Origin of the sequence: Rhodococcus sp. 15-649-2-2, assembly GCF_002258645.1 — a bacterium.
Taxonomy (GTDB): Bacteria; Actinomycetota; Actinomycetes; order Mycobacteriales; family Mycobacteriaceae; genus Rhodococcoides.
Window position 1 is genome coordinate 202,653 of the sequence record NZ_NPFM01000022.1, and the last position, 15,434, is coordinate 218,086.

Below are 15,434 nucleotides of genomic sequence, written 5' to 3' on the forward strand. Positions count from 1 at the left end.
GGCAACCTGAGCGTCAGATGAGAGCAGCCAGTCGTTCGATGGCGAAGCGGTATCCGTCGATGCCGAGTCCGGCGATGACGCCACTGGCGATAGGCGACACGAAGGAGTGGTGTCGAAACTCCTCACGGGCGTGCACGTTGGAAATGTGCACCTCGATGATCGGGACCTCCGGGATGACGAGTGCGTCGCGCAGCGCCACCGAGGTGTGCGTCAGTCCACCGGGGTTGATGACGATGCCCGACGCCACCCCGCGGGCCTCGTGGATCCAGTCGATGATGTGACCCTCGTGGTTGGACTGTTCAGCTTTCACGGTGAGTCCGAGGTCGGCGGCGGTCTTCTCGCACAGGGCGACGACATCGGCGAGGGTGGCGTGGCCGTACACCTCGGGCTGCCTGGTGCCGAGCATGTTGAGATTCGGACCGTTGAGTACCAACAGCTGCTTGGCCATGACGTCACTCACTTTCTTGCTCCACGAACTACCGGGTCTGATCATTCCACAGCGTGGTTGACACAATCGTCTCGTGACTACAGGGAGAACCGTGTGGGTGGTGTGGGGCATCGGTGTCTTCGCCTACATCATCGGGGTGCTGCATCGCACGTCGTTCGGAGTCGCTGGTCTCAGTGCGGCGGATCGGTTCTCGGTGTCGCCGTCTCTGCTGTCGTCGTTCGTGGTGTTGCAGGTGATCGTGTATGCGGCGATGCAGATCCCGGCCGGCGTGCTGTTGGATCGGATCGGTTCGCGCAGGATGATCGCCGCGGGCGCGCTGATCATGGCGTCGGCTCAGATCACCCTCGCACTCACCGAGTCGCTCCCGGTCGCGGTGGCCGCTCGCGCGTTCGTCGGCGTGGGCGATGCTCTCACCTTCATTTCGGTCTTGCGGTTGGTGCCGCGCTGGTTCTCCCCGCGGCGGGTGCCGATCGTCTCGCAGCTGACAGGTCTGCTCGGCCAACTCGGTCAGGTGCTCTCGGCGGTCCCGTTCCTGATTCTGTTGAACGGGCCGGGTTGGACGGTCGCATTCGGCAGCGCGGCGGCATTGGGGCTGCTTGCTGTTGTGCTCGTGATCGCGCTGGTTCGAGATCGCCCCGGTGACAGCATCACTCCCGATACCGAGCCCACGTCGCTGCGGCAGACCATCGCGTCCATCGCGGAGGTGTGGCGACGCCCCGGCACCCGCCTCGGCTTCTTCTCCCACATGGGCACCCAGTTCTCGATCACGGTGTTCGCGTTGCTGTGGGGTGTGCCGTATCTGACGTCGGCGCAGGGCCTGTCCGCGTCGACGGCCGGAGCGTTGTTGACGGTGTCGGTTGCGGCCGCGGTGGTGTCGGGCATCGTGGTCGGTCTCCTCACCGGGCGCTACCCGATGCGACGGTCGTGGCTGGTGCTGGCGATCATGATCAGCAATGCCACGATGTGGGCCGTCGTGCTGTCGCTTCCCGGGCCTGCGCCGCTGTGGTTGCTGGTGCTGCTCGTGGTGGTGATCTCGGTGGGAGGTCCGGGTTCGGTGATCGGTTTCGATCTCGCCCGCACGTTCAATCCGAGCGCAAATCTGGGGACGGCTCAGGGGATGGTGAACATCGGCGGGTTCCTGGCGTCGCTGTTGGTGATAGCGGGGATCGGTTGGATTCTCGACGCAATGGGCGGCTACACGTTCGACGGTTTCCGGGTTGCCTTGCTCGTGCAGTTCCCGGTGTGGATCGTCGCGATCACCGGCGTTCTGCTGACGCGCCGCAAGACCAGACGAGTGCTCGCGGCGGAGGGAATTCATCCGCACACGATGCGTGAGGTGCGAGACAGGATTCGTCGCAAATAAACCTTTGCTTAGACAGCTTTCTGCGAGCATGCTGGTGGTCCGAATATCGTTGTAGGACACAAGCAAACGCTACGTAAAGGTGCACTAAAGAGATGGTAACCGAGCGAGAAGTGACTCCCGCCAGCGGCGAGTATTCGCACCGCGAGATCATGACCATTCTGTCGGGCCTGATGATGGGCATGTTCCTTGCTGCCCTCGACCAGACCATCGTGTCGACGTCTGTGCGTACCATCGCCGACGATCTCAACGGGTTCTCGGTTCTGGCCTGGGTGACAACGGCCTACCTCATCACCTCCACGGTCTCGACCCCGCTCTACGGCAAGCTCTCCGATCTGTACGGGCGCAAGCCGTTCTTCATGACGGCCATCTCGATCTTCGTCGTCGGGTCCATGCTGTGCGGCATCGCGACGTCGATGTACGAGCTCGCTGCCTTCCGCGCTATCCAGGGCCTGGGTGCGGGTGGTCTGATGTCGATGGCGCTGGCCATCATCGGGGATATCGTGCCGCCGCGTGAGCGCGCCAAGTACCAGGGCTACTTCCTGGCCGTCTTCGGTACCTCGAGTGTGCTCGGGCCGGTCATCGGTGGGCTGCTCGCCGGGCAGTCGTCGATCCTCGGAATCACCGGCTGGCGTTGGGTTTTCTACATCAACGTGCCGCTCGGCATCATCGCACTCGTCGTCGTGTGGCGGGTGCTGAACCTGCCGGTGTACCGACGCGAAGCGCGCGTCGACTGGTGGGGCGCAGTGCTTCTCAGCGTAGGCCTCGTGCCGCTGCTCATCATCGCCGAGCAGGGTCGTGTGTGGGGCTGGAGCTCGCCACGCGCGTTGCTGTGCTTCGGAATCGGCATCGTCGGCGTCATCGCCTTCGTGCTCGCCGAGATCAAGATGGGCGACGACGCCCTGATCCCCATGCGATTCTTCCGAAACCCGTTGTTCTCGTTGTGTATTGCCGTCAGCGTCATCGCCGGCGCAGCAATGTTCGGTGGCATCTCGCTGCTGCCGCAGTACCTGCAGGTGGTCAAGGGATCCTCGCCCACTCTGGCCGGCTACCAAACCCTGCCGCTCGTGGGTGCACTGATGATCGCGTCGATCGTCTCGGGCCGGATGATCTCGAAGACGGGGCGCTACAAGATCTTTCCGATCGTCGGTACCGCGTTGATGGCGATCGCGATGTTCACGTTCCACTACGTGCACGCCGATACTCCGCTGTGGCAGACCATGGTCGTGATGGGCGTGTTCGGTCTCGGTCTCGGTTCGATGATGCAGCCGCTGACGCTCGCCATCCAGAACGCGATGCCGCCCAAGGACATGGGTGTATCGACCTCTGCCGCAACGTTCTTCCGCCAGATCGGTGCGACGGTGGGTGTGGCGGTGTTCCTGTCGATGCTCTTCACTCAGCTGACCCCGAAGACAGGCGATGCACTGATCGCCGCGAGCTCGACGCCGGCCTTCCAGCAAGCGGTGCAGACCGCGGCAAGCAGTTCCGATCCACTGGAATCCGGGTTCGCCCGGGCCATTGCGTCGGGTGACGCCTCGGTCGCCGGGAGTGCGCTGCAGGACAGCTCGTTCATTCAGAAGCTCGAACCCGCACTTGCCGAACCGTTCCGGATCGGCTTCTCGGATGCCATGGACTACGTGTTCCTGGCCGTGTCGATCCTGATGGTCATCGGGTTCGTGCTGGTGCTGTTCCTGAAAGAGGTGCCGTTGCGCACGATGTCGGGGCTGGCCGCAGCTCAGCAGCAGCGAGACGAGGAGAAGGCGAACGAGACCGGGCCTGTGCTGTAAGTGCGGTGACTTCGGATGCGGTGAACTTGCGTGCCCGTCGCCGAACTGGCCATCGGGCCGGAAACCACGCATGGGTTGTGGGTGGAGAAGTCCGCGCTGTGCAACGCGATCCTGCTCGACCTATTCACCAGCGACGCGGCGCAGACCTTCGCGTCGATGCGGCGGCGTGACAGGGAGGGTTCACAGCAACCTCGCAGGCTGCTCCCAGCCGGGCCGACGGTCCATCGCACACTCTCGTAGTCGACAACTTCGACGAACAGGATTTGCGATGACTGCCCAAATCGACCGACCGGCCGCGATACCCCCGTCGCACGCCCGCCAGCCGTCCTGGCAGGACACGTGGTGGTATCGCCGCCGGCACCTGCTCGGGCTGCTGATTCTGCTCGCGGCCACCGCAACCCTGTATTTGTGGAACCTGACCGCAAGTGGTTACGCGAACACGTTCTACGCCGCGGCGGTGCAGGCAGGCACCAAGGACTGGACGGCGTGGTTCTTCGGATCACTCGATTCCGAGAACTTCATTACCGTGGACAAGCCACCGGCCGCACTGTGGGTGATGGGACTGTCGGCCCGTCTGTTCGGGTTCTCGAGCTTCAGCTTGCTTCTTCCACAAGCCTTGATGGGTGTCGCCGCAGTGGCGACGGTGTATGCCGCGGTCAAGCGGGTCGCGAATCCCACTGCCGGCTTGCTCGCCGGCTTCACTCTGGCGTCCGTTCCTGCCGCCGCGCTGATGTTCGACTTCGACAATCCCGACGCGTTGCTGGTGCTGCTCATGACTCTCGGCGGCTACTTCGTCGTGCGCTCTCTGCAGACATCGGCCGGTCGACGGGCCGCGGTGTGGCTGGCCATCGCCGGCGTGGCGCTCGGGTTCGCGTTCCTGACGAAGATGTTGCAGGGGCTGCTGGTGTTGCCGGCGTTCGGTCTCACATATCTGGTTGCTGGACAGGCACAATTGCGAGCAAGACTGCTGCATCTGGTCGGTGCGTTCGCGGCATTGGTCGCCGCCGCCGGCTGGTGGGTGGTGACGGTTCAGCTGTGGCCGGAAAGTGCGCGCCCGTACATCGGCGGGTCCACCGACAACACCGTGATGGATCTGGTGCTCGGCTACAACGGGCTCGGTCGTATCTTCGGTAACACCGGTGGAGGCGGCATGGAGGCTCCAGCCGGAATGAGCGCGGGGGCAGCGGGATCGAGCTTCGGAGGGTCGACCGGCCTGGACCGCCTGTTCGGCAGTGAAATGGGAATCCAGATTTCGTGGCTGATCCCTGCTGCTCTGGTGGCGCTGGTCTTCGGTCTGATTGCTCGTGGTCGAGCGCCGCGGACCGACCTGCTGCGTGCGTCCCTGATTCTGTGGGGCGGTTGGTTCTTGGTGACGGCGCTGATCTTCAGCTATATGTCCGGCACAATCCACCCGTACTACACGGTCGCGCTCGCCCCTGCACTTGCGGGCATGATCGGAACCGGCGGCTACGCACTGTGGCTTCGACGCGAATCCATTTGGGGCAGAGCGGGTATGGCGGCGATGATGATTGCGGCCAGCACCTGGAGTTGGGTGCTGCTGCACCGCAACGCGGATTGGCTGCCGGCGTTGAAGTGGATTCTGTTGACGGGAACCATCGTTGCGGCCGTGATGATTCTGCTCGCCGGGCGGTACCGAAAGCTCACTGCCGCTGCGTTGATCCTCGGAGCCGTGGCCGGTCTCGGCGGTGGCGCTTCCTATGCGATCGCCACGACGACGAATGCGCACAGTGGATCGGTTCCGACCGCGGGCCCGACAGGTGCTGTCGCCGACGGCGGTATGGGGGGCATGGATGGCGGAATGCCGCCCGGCGGAATGCCGGACGGTGCTGCGGCTGACGGTGCTGCGGCTGACGGTGCTGCGGCTGACGGTGCTGCGATGCCGGACGGTGCTGCGGCTGATGGTGCGATGCCGGGTGCTCCTGCAGCTGATGGTGCAGCGGACGCGCCTGCCGGTGCGGCGGATCTGCCGGCCGGATTCGGCGCCGGTGATGCCGGCACAGGTGGCACGGGCAGCACGGGCGGTATGGCCGGTATGGGCGGCATGGGCGGTGAGTCCAACGAGGAGTTGACGGCTCTGCTCGAGTCCACGACCACGAGGTGGTCCGCTGCGGTGAACGGTTCGATGTCTGCAGCCGGATACGAGCTGGCGTCGGATACGGCAGTGATGGCGATCGGTGGATGGAGCGGCGATCCTGCCCCGACTCTCGACGAGTTCATCGACTACGTGTCCAACCACGAAGTGGCGTACTATGTCTCGGGCGGAATGGGTCGTGGGGGAATGGGCGGCGACTCGGAGAGTACGTCCTCGCAGATCCAGGAATGGGTCGAGGCGAACTTCACCGCCAGCACCGTCGGTAGCGCGACGGTGTACGACCTCAGTACTTACACGGGCTGACGCCGCGACACCCGACAGAGAAGGCGCACAGTCGTTCCACCGCAGACATATCGACTGCGGTGGAACTTCTGTATGCGATCCTCTGGTACCCGTCAAAAGGGTGGAGAATCGTCGTCGGGTGCTGCCATCGGTACCGGATTCGGTTGCGGTTCGGCACGTTCGAGGGTGGCTGTATCAGGCTCGAGCGCTTGGCCTTTGGGTCTGCGATGGACGGACGGCAGGTGGCTCAGGTCTGCGAGTTGGGTGGTGCCGGGAACCGTGATCGCTGTGGTGCCGCCGTTCGAGACCCAGAACTCGACGCCGTCGGCGAGCATCACCGGTGTCCACAGCCCCATGGTCTTGAGGCTGTGATGGTAGCGGCACAGACAGTGCAGGTTGGTGTCGATGGTCCAGCCACCGGTCGCAGGATCGCGATGAAAATACGGCACGACGTGGTCGATCTCGCACTGCTGAGCCGCGACATCGCAGCCCGGGTGCCGACAAGTGCGGTCGCGGTATCGAACACGTTCTGCGAGTGCGGTACTGGGCCGATAGACGAGCGCTCCGGGTGGCGGCAGCACGAGACCGCCGTGACCGTCCGGATGCAGCGCGAGCCCGAGGGTGGGATTGGCGGCGATTGCCGCTTCGAGTTCTGCAACAAAGGTGTATGTGCCGCGATACGGAGTGGCGACACAGCTGTTCCGCGGTGGACGCGCGGAAGTCTGGGATCTGGGCGGGCAAGGAATTGCGGCTCCGTCTCGGCGACGTCCGCGCCCCAGCGGATGAAACACTACATGCGACTTGCTGCCCTCGGAACTGCTGCTTCTCGTTTTGCCTACCTTGGATCCTCGGGGCTTCTTCTGGCCATTTTTCGATCCGCTGTCGGCGCTGCTTTCGGCACCCTTGTCTTCGGTACCTGCGCCACTCTCGGAGTCGAGGTCGATCGATGACTCCAGATCTTCGCCGTAACCAAGCTTCTCCGCCAGATTGCGGGCTTCGGTGAGGAGGATCTGCCAGTGCGCGTTGTCGGCGAGCTCTCGGGCGTACTCGGCATCGATGGTGCCGTGGCCGGCCAGGTGAGCAGGATTGGAGAGCAGACCTGCGAGAGTGGCGAGGTCGACCGTGATCACCGTCAGTGGTGTGCGTCGATCGCGACGCACGGTATCGGCCGTGCACGGATTGTCGTCATCGGGTTCGCACAGGCACGCCATCGACGACTCCTGCTGTAGTAAAGCGACATACGCTGCGGCACGCTTCTGCCCTCGGTTTCGCGGATCACGTCGGCACACGGTCGCAGCCATCTCGTTGATCAACTGCCAGGCGGCCGCGGCGTCGGCGGCGGTGAGATCGGCTTTGAGCGTCGAGAGCACGTCCTTGTCGGTGTAGGTGACGTTGGTATGCCGTTCCAGGTCCTTGCGTAAAGCGGCCGCTTGCTCGGGTGCGATGCGGTACATGATCGACCAGGTCTCGGTCGCGAGCGGTCCGGGCGACAGGCGTCGGGCAGCCAGTAGAACCTCGCCTTGGACGGCGGCAGCCGCGTCCTGTGTCAGGTTGTGGGTACAGCGGTAGATCGCGCGGACGCGAGGCAGATCGAGTTCGCCGGCCTCGAACGCAGCTGCGACCGCAGGAAGCCGGAGCCGCAGGTCCATGCCGATCTCGGCGTACGTGTTCGCGACGGACTTCGAGCAACCCAGAACGTGCGCGATCTCGGAAGCCGCATAGTTGCCCGCGTCCTGAACGACATCACCGACGAGCACGTTCTGGTGGATGCACGAATCCCAGATGGCTGCGGCCACAGCTACTTTCCGTGCACATGCCTGATTCTCCAGCGTCGCGACATCTCGAATCTCGGTGAGAGAAACAGCCTCGATGTACGGCTTCGATTGCGGCCCGAGATAAGCCGCGAATCGACTGCGCGTAGATGTGGTCACTGTGTTTTCGCCCCCCCCGGCGGATCGTCCAACAAGACATAGAACGTATGTTCGATGTTACCGATACGCGGACTGGCCGTCAACCCCAATCAGGTTGCAGTGAATAAGAATTGGACATCGAATGTCCATACACCCGCCCACCGACAATACTGTTTGACCCTGACGCCGCGTCAGGCTTCAGGATGGTTGACATGACCGAGAACCACCCCGCCTTCGATGTGAGCCCCGTGCCGATTCCGGGCCCGGACGCCACCGCACCCCCACTGTTTCGTGGCCTGTACGGAATGCCCATGTTCGTCACCATCCCCACCGCAAATCTCGCGCAGTCAACCGAATTCTGGATCGAAGCCCTGGGCTTCTTCGAGCTCTTCGCGATCCCAGGTCGATTGGTTCACCTGCGCCGCTGGGCGTTCCAAGATGTTCTGCTTGTACCCGCGGACCGATCGGTCCCTCTGCCCGAGATGACTGTGAGCTTCGCCTGTGTTCTCGACCAGCTCGACGCCGTATTCGAAGCCTGCACACAAATTCGACCCGGCTCGGTTACCGGGCCGCACACTCGACCATGGAATTCCGTCGAGCTCGAGATCCACACTCCGGAGAATGTGCGGGTCATCATGACAGCGGCACGGCCGTACGATCCGGACAGCGCAGAAGCTGCAACCCTCCGAGCAGTAGGCATCGAACCGACGGAACACAGCGGGTCATGAGTTCACACGAGTACGAATCGCTCCAGTACCACCTGAGTGTCGTTGTTCACCGAGAAATGTGGATCGCCCAGTTCCTCGCGGACCTCGGCCGAGTGCCAGAATTTTTCGTGTCCTGCTCGCCACTGCGCCACATCGGCGTAACCCTCACCCTCGTCGAGGGCGTGTTGCAGCGAAACATCCTTCAGTGCAACGACATCGACGGCAATGGTTTCGATGGTTCCGACCACGACTCCCGCCGAATCCACCACCGCGCCGCGTTCGCCGACTCGCGGCAGCTCTTCGTCGGTGTACTGCACCAGCAGGCTTGCCGTGCTGGTCTTCGCACCGGACAGCACGGCTGCAACCAGCTTGTCCCGAAGGGGACCCGGGTAGGCGAACTCGACAATCGGTAGATCGGTCACACACCCATCATATTTCGAGGTCGGCCCACACCAGTCGGTGGTCCGAGGGGTGCTCGGCCTGATTGGGCCAGTACACCTGCGAATCGACCACCGTCAGATCGTCCGACGGCAGTACGTAGTCCACCCGAAGGTCACCGGGAGTCGGGTCGGCGAAATCGGCTGTGTCCGTACCGTGTTCAGCCGAGGTAGGTGCAGGATCCTGGACCCGCGGAAGGTCGAGTACCTGCGCGATGGCACCCGCAACCGAATCTCCGTCGACCGGATCGCTGTTCTGGTCACCCAGCATGACGAACGACGCTCCTTCTTCGAGTCCGCCGCGCACGCCCTTGTCGTCGTACAGGTAATCCGCGCCCGAGATGTAGTCGGCACTGAGCCGGATCTCGTCGTGATTGCGTTTGCCGTTGCGGTTCTCGGGACCATCGAAGGACGGGGGAGTGGGGTGCGAGGCCAGTACGTGCAGCGTCTTGCCGTTCACGTCGATCGGCACGTCCCAATGCGATTTGCTGGACAGCCGCAGAGCGTCGGACACCTCTCCGTAGTAGTCGCGCGGCAGTAGTGAATCCGGCATGTCCTTCCACAGGAAGTTCTGGAACGTGCGTACCGATTCGGTGTCGATCGGATACTTCGAGTACACGACCATGCCGTACTGACCTGGGAATTGCCCGAAACCCCAGGCATCGCCCGGACCGCCGAGCGCGCCGTCCATGTCCAGGTCGAGTCCCGAGTCGACGCCGGTGTTCACGGGCGCAGTGAAGGAGTACGGGTACTGCTTGTCCAGATAGTTGTCGTTGAACAGCCTCACCGCATCGTCACCCGAGTAATCGAACTCGTTGACCAACAACATATCCGGCGAGTTCGCGGAGATCACATCGGCCGCCGCGCGGGCCTGAGCATTCTCGCCCTGCAGGTCGGTCACCAATTGCCCGGCCGCGGATCGATTGAGACTGGCGTTGAACGTCGCGACCCGAATGCTCGACGGTTCCTCGGGGGCCGGGTCCGCAGCGGTTGGATTCACAGAGGAGCAACCCGCGGCCATGAAAGCGAGGGTAACGGTGACGGCTGCGAGTCTCGACATTTTCACAGTCGTCACCGTAGGGACGGCAAGCGAACGTAAGGTTACGAATTAACAAGCAAGCGTGCTTGCTTTTTTCTCGTGCCTTTGTGAAGCTGGACCCATGGCAGACCTCGACACACTCGTCGGCGACCTCCGTGCCGAGGGCGACGACCTCGATGCGCTCGTCGCAGAATTGACATCAGAGCAGTGGGCGGCACCGACACCGGCCGAGGGCTGGACGATCGCACACCAGATCGCACATCTGTCCTGGACCGACCACGTGGCCGAGCGCACCACGTCCGCGGCATCGGGCGATACCGCGGCCAAGGAGGAGTTCGCTCTCACTCTGAAGACAGCGTGGGAGAACCCCACCGGTTTCGTCGACGAGGCTGCGGAGGAAGAAGCCCGCAATCCCGAACTACTGAGCATTTGGCGTACCCGACGCCACGCCATGACCGATGCTCTGGTCCAGGTGCCGCCCGGAATCAAGATCGACTGGTTCGGACCGCCGATGAGTGCCGCGTCCATGGCGACCGCGCGGCTGATGGAGACCTGGGCCCACGGCCAGGATGTCGCCGACGCACTGGGCGTCTCCCGCCTGCCCACCGACCGAATCCGCGGCGTCGCTCATATCGGTGTGCGTACGAGAGATTTCGCCTACGCGGTCAATGAGCAGACCCCTCCTGCCGATCCGTTCCGCATCGAGCTCACCGCGCCCTCGGGTGAGCTGTGGTCCTGGGGCCCCGAAGACGCCGCCCAACGCGTGAGCGGATCGGCGCTCGACTTCTGCCTCCTCGTGACCCAGCGCGCTCATCGCGACAACCTCGACATCAGTGCCGAGGGACCAGACGCCGCGCACTGGCTCACCATCGCCCAAGCCTTCGCAGGCCCTCCAGGATCGGGACGAGAGAAAGCATGACCGTACGAATCGGCAACTGTTCGGGCTTCTACGGAGACCGCCTGTCGGCCATGCGCGAGATGCTCGAGGGCGGCGAACTCGACTACCTCACCGGTGATTACCTCGCCGAGCTCACGATGCTCATCCTCGGCCGCGACCGGATGAAGGATGCGACCCGTGGCTACGCCAAAACCTTTCTGCGCCAGGCCGAGGACTGCCTGGGGCTGGCACTGGACAAAGGTGTCAAGATCGTCGCCAACGCCGGTGGTCTGAATCCACGTGGCTTGGCCGAGGCGCTGGAGAAGCTCGACTCCGGCGCCAAAATCGCGTACGTCGATGGCGACGACCTTCTCGGCAGGGCGGCCGAACTAGGCCTCGGCAACCCGCTGACCGCAAATGCCTACCTCGGCGCGTGGGGCATCGTGGAATGCCTGAACTCCGGTGCCGACGTCGTGGTCACCGGGCGCGTCACCGATGCCAGCGTGATCGTGGGACCCGCTGCGGCGCACTTCGGTTGGACGCCGACCGATTTCGACGCCCTGGCCGGTGCCGTGATCGCCGGACATGTCATCGAGTGCGGAACTCAGGCGACGGGCGGGAACTACTCGTTCTTCACCGAAATCGCAGACATGTCTCGTCCCGGATTCCCCATCGCCGAGATCGAGTCCGACGGGTCGTCCGTCATCACCAAGCACGAGGGCACCGGTGGGGCTGTCAGCGTCGGCACAGTGACCGCTCAGCTGCTGTACGAAATCACCGGCGGCCGCTACGCGAACCCCGACGTCACCGCACGGATCGACTCAGCGATCCTCACGCAGGAATCCAGCGATCGGGTGTCCATCACCGGCGTGACCGGCGAAGCGCCGCCGCCCACCTACAAGGTCTCGCTCAATGCGCTCGGCGGCTTCCGCAACGAATTCACGATGGTGCTCACCGGCCTCGACATCGAGGCCAAAGCGGCACTGGCACAACGTCAATTCGAGTCCTGGCTCGCGGCCCGTCCCACCGAGTTGGACTGGACCCTGGTACGTACCGACAAGCCGGACGCCGAGACGGAAGAGACGGCCAGCGCCTTGCTGCGCTGCGTGGCCCGCGACAGCAACCCCGACGCCGTCGGACGTCAGTTCTCTGCGGTTGCAGTCGAACTCGCACTGGCCAGCTACCCCGGATTCTCGGTGACCGCACCGCCGGGAAACGGAGCGCCGTACGGAGTGTTCACGGCAGGTTTCGTCGACGCGGCCCAGGTGCCGCACCTTGCGCATCTCGCCGACGGCACCGAAAGCGCCATCGCACCGTCGACGGACACGCGGGCGCTGGAACCCCTCGATGAACCGACGCTCCCGGCACCGAGAGCCGACGAAGCGACCATCCGGCTACCACTCGGAACCATCGCCGCGGCCCGGAGCGGCGACAAGGGCGGCAATGCCAACGTCGGAGTCTGGGTCCGCACCGACGACGAATTCTCCTGGCTCGTCCACACATTGACGGTCGAGGCCCTGAAGAAGATGTTGCCCGAGGCCGACAAGCTCACCGTCACCCGGCACGTGCTGCCGAATCTGCGGGCAGTGAACTTCGTCATCGAGGGCATCCTCGGCCGAGGCGTGGCATCGCAGGCCAGGTTCGATCCACAGGCCAAGGGGCTCGGTGAATGGCTGCGGTCGCGGCACATCGACATTCCCGAAACGATTGCTTACAAAGGAGAACTCGGATGAGTATCTGGACGACGCCCGAGCGTCAGCAGCTTCGCAAGACCGTCCGTAGCTTCGTCGAGCAGGACATTGCGCCGCACATGAATCAGTGGGAGACCGACGGCGAGATCCCGCGCGATCTGCACAAGAAGGCGGCAGCTCTCGGTTTGATCGGTGCCGGCTTTCCCGAGGAGGTCGGCGGGGACGGTGGAGATCTGGCCGACGCGGTCGTGATCTGCGAGGAGATGCATCAGGCCGGTGCGTCCGGCGGGCTCTTCGCGTCGCTGTTCACCAGCGGAATCGCGTTGCCCCACTTGGTGGCAGCCGGCGACGCCGACCAGATCGAGAAGTGGGTGCGGCCCACGCTGGCCGGGGAGAAGATCGGATCGCTCGCGATCACCGAGCCGGGCGGTGGTTCCGACGTCGGCCACCTCAGGACGAAGGCTGTGAGGGATGGCGAGCACTACGTCGTCAACGGATCGAAGACGTACATCACCTCGGGGTGCCGAGCCGATTTTGTCGTCACTGCGGTTCGCACCGGTGGCGACGGTGCCGCCGGCGTCTCGCTGCTCGTCATCGAGAAGGGCACACCCGGGTTCGAGGTCACCAGCAAGCTCGACAAGATGGGATGGCGCGCATCCGATACCGCTGAGCTCTCGTTCGTCGACGCTCGCGTGCCGATGAGCAACCTGGTCGGTGCCGAGAACAGTGGCTTCGCGCAGATCGCGCAGGCGTTTCTCACCGAGCGCATCGCCCTCGCCGCCCAGGCCTACGCCAGTGCCCAACGGTGCCTCGATCTGACTCTGCAGTGGGTCCGCGATCGAGAGACGTTCGGAAAGCCGCTCATCGCACGGCAATCCGTACAGAACACCGTCACCGAGATGGCACGGAAGATCGATATCGCCCGCGTATACACCCGCTCCCTCGTCGAGCGGTCCATGCAGGAGAACCAGGACTTCATCGCCGAGGTCTGCTTCGCGAAGAACACCGCCGTCGAATCCGGAGAGTGGGTCGCCAATCAGGCGGTACAACTCTTCGGTGGACTCGGCTACATGCGCGAGAGCGAAGTCGAGCGGCAGTACCGCGACATGCGCATCCTCGGTATCGGCGGCGGGACCACCGAGATTCTCACCGGACTGGCAGCAAAACGATTGGGGTATCAGGCATGAGCGTGCTCAAGTCCACCCTCGACACCGCATCGCAACAGTTCACCGGTGCCACCGAGGCCATGAACACCAAACTCGCCGAGATCGACGCCGAACACGGCAAGGCTCTCCTCGGCGGCGGCGAAAAGTACGTGGCGCGGCACAAGAAGCGCGGCAAGCTACTTGCCCGCGAGCGTATCGAGCTGTTGATCGACGAGGACTCCGCGTTTCTCGAACTCTGCCCACTTGCAGCCTGGGGCAGCGACTTTCCTGTCGGGGCCAGCACCGTCATGGGCATCGGCGTCGTGTGCGGAGTCGAGTGCCTCATCGTCGCCAACGATCCGACGGTCCGCGGTGGAGCCAGCAACCCGTGGACTCTGAAGAAGGGGTTCCGCGGTAACGACATTGCGACCCAGAACCGACTGCCCGTGATCTCCCTGGTCGAATCCGGCGGTGCCGATCTGCCGACCCAGAAGGAGGTGTTCATCCCCGGCGGACGCATGTTCCGCGATCTGACGCAGCTGTCGGCGGCGGGCATTCCCACGATCGCGTTGGTGTTCGGTAACTCCACTGCCGGCGGCGCATACATTCCCGGGATGTCCGATCACGTGGTCATGATCAAGGAACAATCCAAAGTGTTCCTCGCCGGCCCGCCGCTGGTGAAGATGGCCACCGGCGAGGACTCGGACGACGAGTCGCTCGGCGGGGCCGAGATGCACGCCCGAAAGTCCGGTCTCGCAGACTATTTCGCCGTCGACGAACAGGATGCCATCCGTATCGGACGCAGCATCGTCTCCCGGTTGAACTGGAAGAAGAAGGGCCCGGAGCCGCGCGCCGAGATCATCGAGCCGCTGGCCGACCCCGAGGATCTGCTCGGCATCGTCCCCACCGACCTGAAGATCCCGTTCGACCCCCGCGAGGTGATCGCCCGCATCGTCGACGGCTCCGATTTCGACGAGTTCAAGCCCATGTACGGCGGCTCGCTCGTCACCGGATGGGCCGAGCTGCACGGTTATCCCATCGGCATCCTGGCCAATGCACGCGGTGTGCTGTTCAGCGAGGAATCGCAGAAGGCGACGCAGTTCATCCAGCTCGCCAACCGGTCGAACACGCCACTGTTGTTCCTGCACAACACCACCGGTTACATGGTCGGCAAGGAATACGAGGAAGGCGGGATGATCAAGCACGGCTCGATGATGATCAACGCCGTCTCCAACTCGACGGTTCCACACATCTCGATCCTGCTCGGTGCGTCCTACGGTGCCGGTCACTACGGAATGTGCGGCCGCGCCTTCGACCCGCGATTCCTGTTCGCCTGGCCGTCGAGCAAATCCGCCGTCATGGGCGGTGCCCAACTCGCCGGTGTCATCTCCATCGTCGGACGCGCCGCCGCCGAGGCCCGGGGCCAGGCTTTCGACGCGGAGGCCGATGCCGGAATGCGCGCGATGATCGAGGCGCAGATCGAAGCCGAGTCGCTACCCATGTTCCTCTCCGGACGCCTGTACGACGACGGCGTCATCGACCCTCGTGATACCCGCACGGTAGTGGGAATGTGCCTGTCGGCCATCGCCTCTGCCCCGATCGAAGGCACCGCCAACTTCGGTGTCTTCCGGATGTGAA

At 63.9% G+C, this 15,434-nt stretch carries 13 protein-coding genes; 9 read left to right on the forward strand and 4 right to left on the reverse strand.

The annotated features are described in order from the left end of the window. Positions 1 to 13: 13 nt before the first annotated feature. Positions 14 to 448 (reverse strand): type II 3-dehydroquinate dehydratase, encoded by a 435-nt coding sequence (aroQ, locus tag CH305_RS14940; protein WP_179278302.1) that lies wholly within the window; start codon positions 446 to 448, stop codon positions 14 to 16. 91 nt (positions 449 to 539) lie between these two features. Here aroQ and CH305_RS14945 point away from each other — a divergent pair, with 91 nt between their 5' ends. The 4 genes from CH305_RS14945 to CH305_RS14960 all read left to right on the forward strand — a co-directional run bounded on the left by CH305_RS14945 (position 540) and on the right by CH305_RS14960 (position 6,011). Then, the gene (locus tag CH305_RS14945; protein WP_179278303.1) at positions 540 to 1,811 is read left to right on the forward strand and encodes an MFS transporter; all 1,272 of its coding nucleotides are present in this window, start codon (positions 540 to 542) and stop codon (positions 1,809 to 1,811) included. A 92-nt stretch (positions 1,812 to 1,903) separates the two neighbouring features. Further along, on the forward strand, positions 1,904 to 3,595 hold the full coding sequence (locus tag CH305_RS14950) for an MDR family MFS transporter (RefSeq protein WP_037153574.1): 1,692 nt from the start codon (positions 1,904 to 1,906) through the stop codon (positions 3,593 to 3,595). Between the two features lie 30 nt (positions 3,596 to 3,625). Continuing rightward, a complete protein-coding gene (locus CH305_RS14955; protein WP_094704090.1) occupies positions 3,626 to 3,835 on the forward strand; it encodes a hypothetical protein in 210 nt (69 codons plus the stop codon). A 28-nt stretch (positions 3,836 to 3,863) separates the two neighbouring features. Next, positions 3,864 to 6,011 (forward strand): glycosyltransferase family 39 protein, encoded by a 2,148-nt coding sequence (locus CH305_RS14960; protein WP_179278297.1) that lies wholly within the window; start codon positions 3,864 to 3,866, stop codon positions 6,009 to 6,011. Positions 6,012 to 6,103: 92 nt separating this feature from the next. Here the strand turns inward: CH305_RS14960 and CH305_RS14965 are convergent, their stop codons facing one another. Next, on the reverse strand, positions 6,104 to 7,921 hold the full coding sequence (locus CH305_RS14965) for an HNH endonuclease signature motif containing protein (RefSeq protein WP_094704091.1): 1,818 nt from the start codon (positions 7,919 to 7,921) through the stop codon (positions 6,104 to 6,106). 191 nt (positions 7,922 to 8,112) lie between these two features. Here CH305_RS14965 and CH305_RS14970 point away from each other — a divergent pair, with 191 nt between their 5' ends. Continuing rightward, positions 8,113 to 8,628 carry a VOC family protein gene (locus CH305_RS14970; protein ID WP_094609566.1) on the forward strand — a complete coding sequence of 172 codons (516 nt, stop codon included), beginning with the start codon at positions 8,113 to 8,115 and terminating at the stop codon, positions 8,626 to 8,628. A gap of 2 nt (positions 8,629 to 8,630) precedes the next feature. On the opposite strand, the gene CH305_RS14975 is transcribed toward CH305_RS14970, so the two are convergent. Together CH305_RS14975 and CH305_RS14980 are read right to left on the reverse strand one after the other, a co-directional pair. After that, entirely contained in the window at positions 8,631 to 9,029 is a 399-nt protein-coding gene (locus tag CH305_RS14975) for an ASCH domain-containing protein (protein ID WP_094609567.1), read from the reverse strand. A gap of 7 nt (positions 9,030 to 9,036) precedes the next feature. Continuing rightward, positions 9,037 to 10,104 (reverse strand): endonuclease/exonuclease/phosphatase family protein, encoded by a 1,068-nt coding sequence (locus tag CH305_RS14980; protein ID WP_094704172.1) that lies wholly within the window; start codon positions 10,102 to 10,104, stop codon positions 9,037 to 9,039. A 100-nt stretch (positions 10,105 to 10,204) separates the two neighbouring features. Between CH305_RS14980 and CH305_RS14985 the strand changes: the two genes are divergently transcribed. From CH305_RS14985 to CH305_RS15000, 4 genes are read left to right on the forward strand one after another with little or no spacing between them, the layout of a single operon-like run. Further along, complete coding sequence (locus CH305_RS14985; protein ID WP_094704092.1) at positions 10,205 to 11,002, forward strand: TIGR03084 family metal-binding protein; 798 nt, start codon at positions 10,205 to 10,207, stop codon at positions 11,000 to 11,002. Further along, positions 10,999 to 12,693 (forward strand): acyclic terpene utilization AtuA family protein, encoded by a 1,695-nt coding sequence (locus CH305_RS14990; protein ID WP_094704093.1) that lies wholly within the window; start codon positions 10,999 to 11,001, stop codon positions 12,691 to 12,693. Before CH305_RS14985 ends, CH305_RS14990 begins: the two co-directional genes overlap by 4 nt. After that, the gene (locus tag CH305_RS14995; RefSeq protein WP_094704094.1) at positions 12,690 to 13,838 is read left to right on the forward strand and encodes an acyl-CoA dehydrogenase family protein; all 1,149 of its coding nucleotides are present in this window, start codon (positions 12,690 to 12,692) and stop codon (positions 13,836 to 13,838) included. The genes CH305_RS14990 and CH305_RS14995 overlap by 4 nt, the downstream gene beginning before the upstream one ends. Then, positions 13,835 to 15,433: an acyl-CoA carboxylase subunit beta gene (locus tag CH305_RS15000; protein ID WP_094704095.1), complete on the forward strand. Its 1,599-nt coding sequence runs from the start codon at positions 13,835 to 13,837 to the stop codon at positions 15,431 to 15,433. Before CH305_RS14995 ends, CH305_RS15000 begins: the two co-directional genes overlap by 4 nt. The last annotated feature ends 1 nt before the right edge of the window (position 15,434 follow it).

Excerpts from the sequence above, each read along its gene's own strand:
- aroQ (WP_179278302.1), bottom strand. The coding sequence starts at position 448 with ATGGCCAAGCAGCTGTTGGTACTCAACGGTCCGAATCTCAACATGCTC.
- CH305_RS14950 (WP_037153574.1), top strand. The coding sequence starts at position 1,904 with ATGGTAACCGAGCGAGAAGTGACTCCCGCCAGCGGCGAGTATTCGCAC.
- CH305_RS14960 (WP_179278297.1), top strand. The coding sequence starts at position 3,864 with ATGACTGCCCAAATCGACCGACCGGCCGCGATACCCCCGTCGCACGCC.
- CH305_RS14970 (WP_094609566.1), top strand. The coding sequence starts at position 8,113 with ATGACCGAGAACCACCCCGCCTTCGATGTGAGCCCCGTGCCGATTCCG.
- CH305_RS14980 (WP_094704172.1), bottom strand. The coding sequence starts at position 10,104 with ATGTCGAGACTCGCAGCCGTCACCGTTACCCTCGCTTTCATGGCCGCG.
- CH305_RS14985 (WP_094704092.1), top strand. The coding sequence starts at position 10,205 with ATGGCAGACCTCGACACACTCGTCGGCGACCTCCGTGCCGAGGGCGAC.
- CH305_RS14990 (WP_094704093.1), top strand. The coding sequence starts at position 10,999 with ATGACCGTACGAATCGGCAACTGTTCGGGCTTCTACGGAGACCGCCTG.
- CH305_RS14995 (WP_094704094.1), top strand. The coding sequence starts at position 12,690 with ATGAGTATCTGGACGACGCCCGAGCGTCAGCAGCTTCGCAAGACCGTC.
- CH305_RS15000 (WP_094704095.1), top strand. The coding sequence starts at position 13,835 with ATGAGCGTGCTCAAGTCCACCCTCGACACCGCATCGCAACAGTTCACC.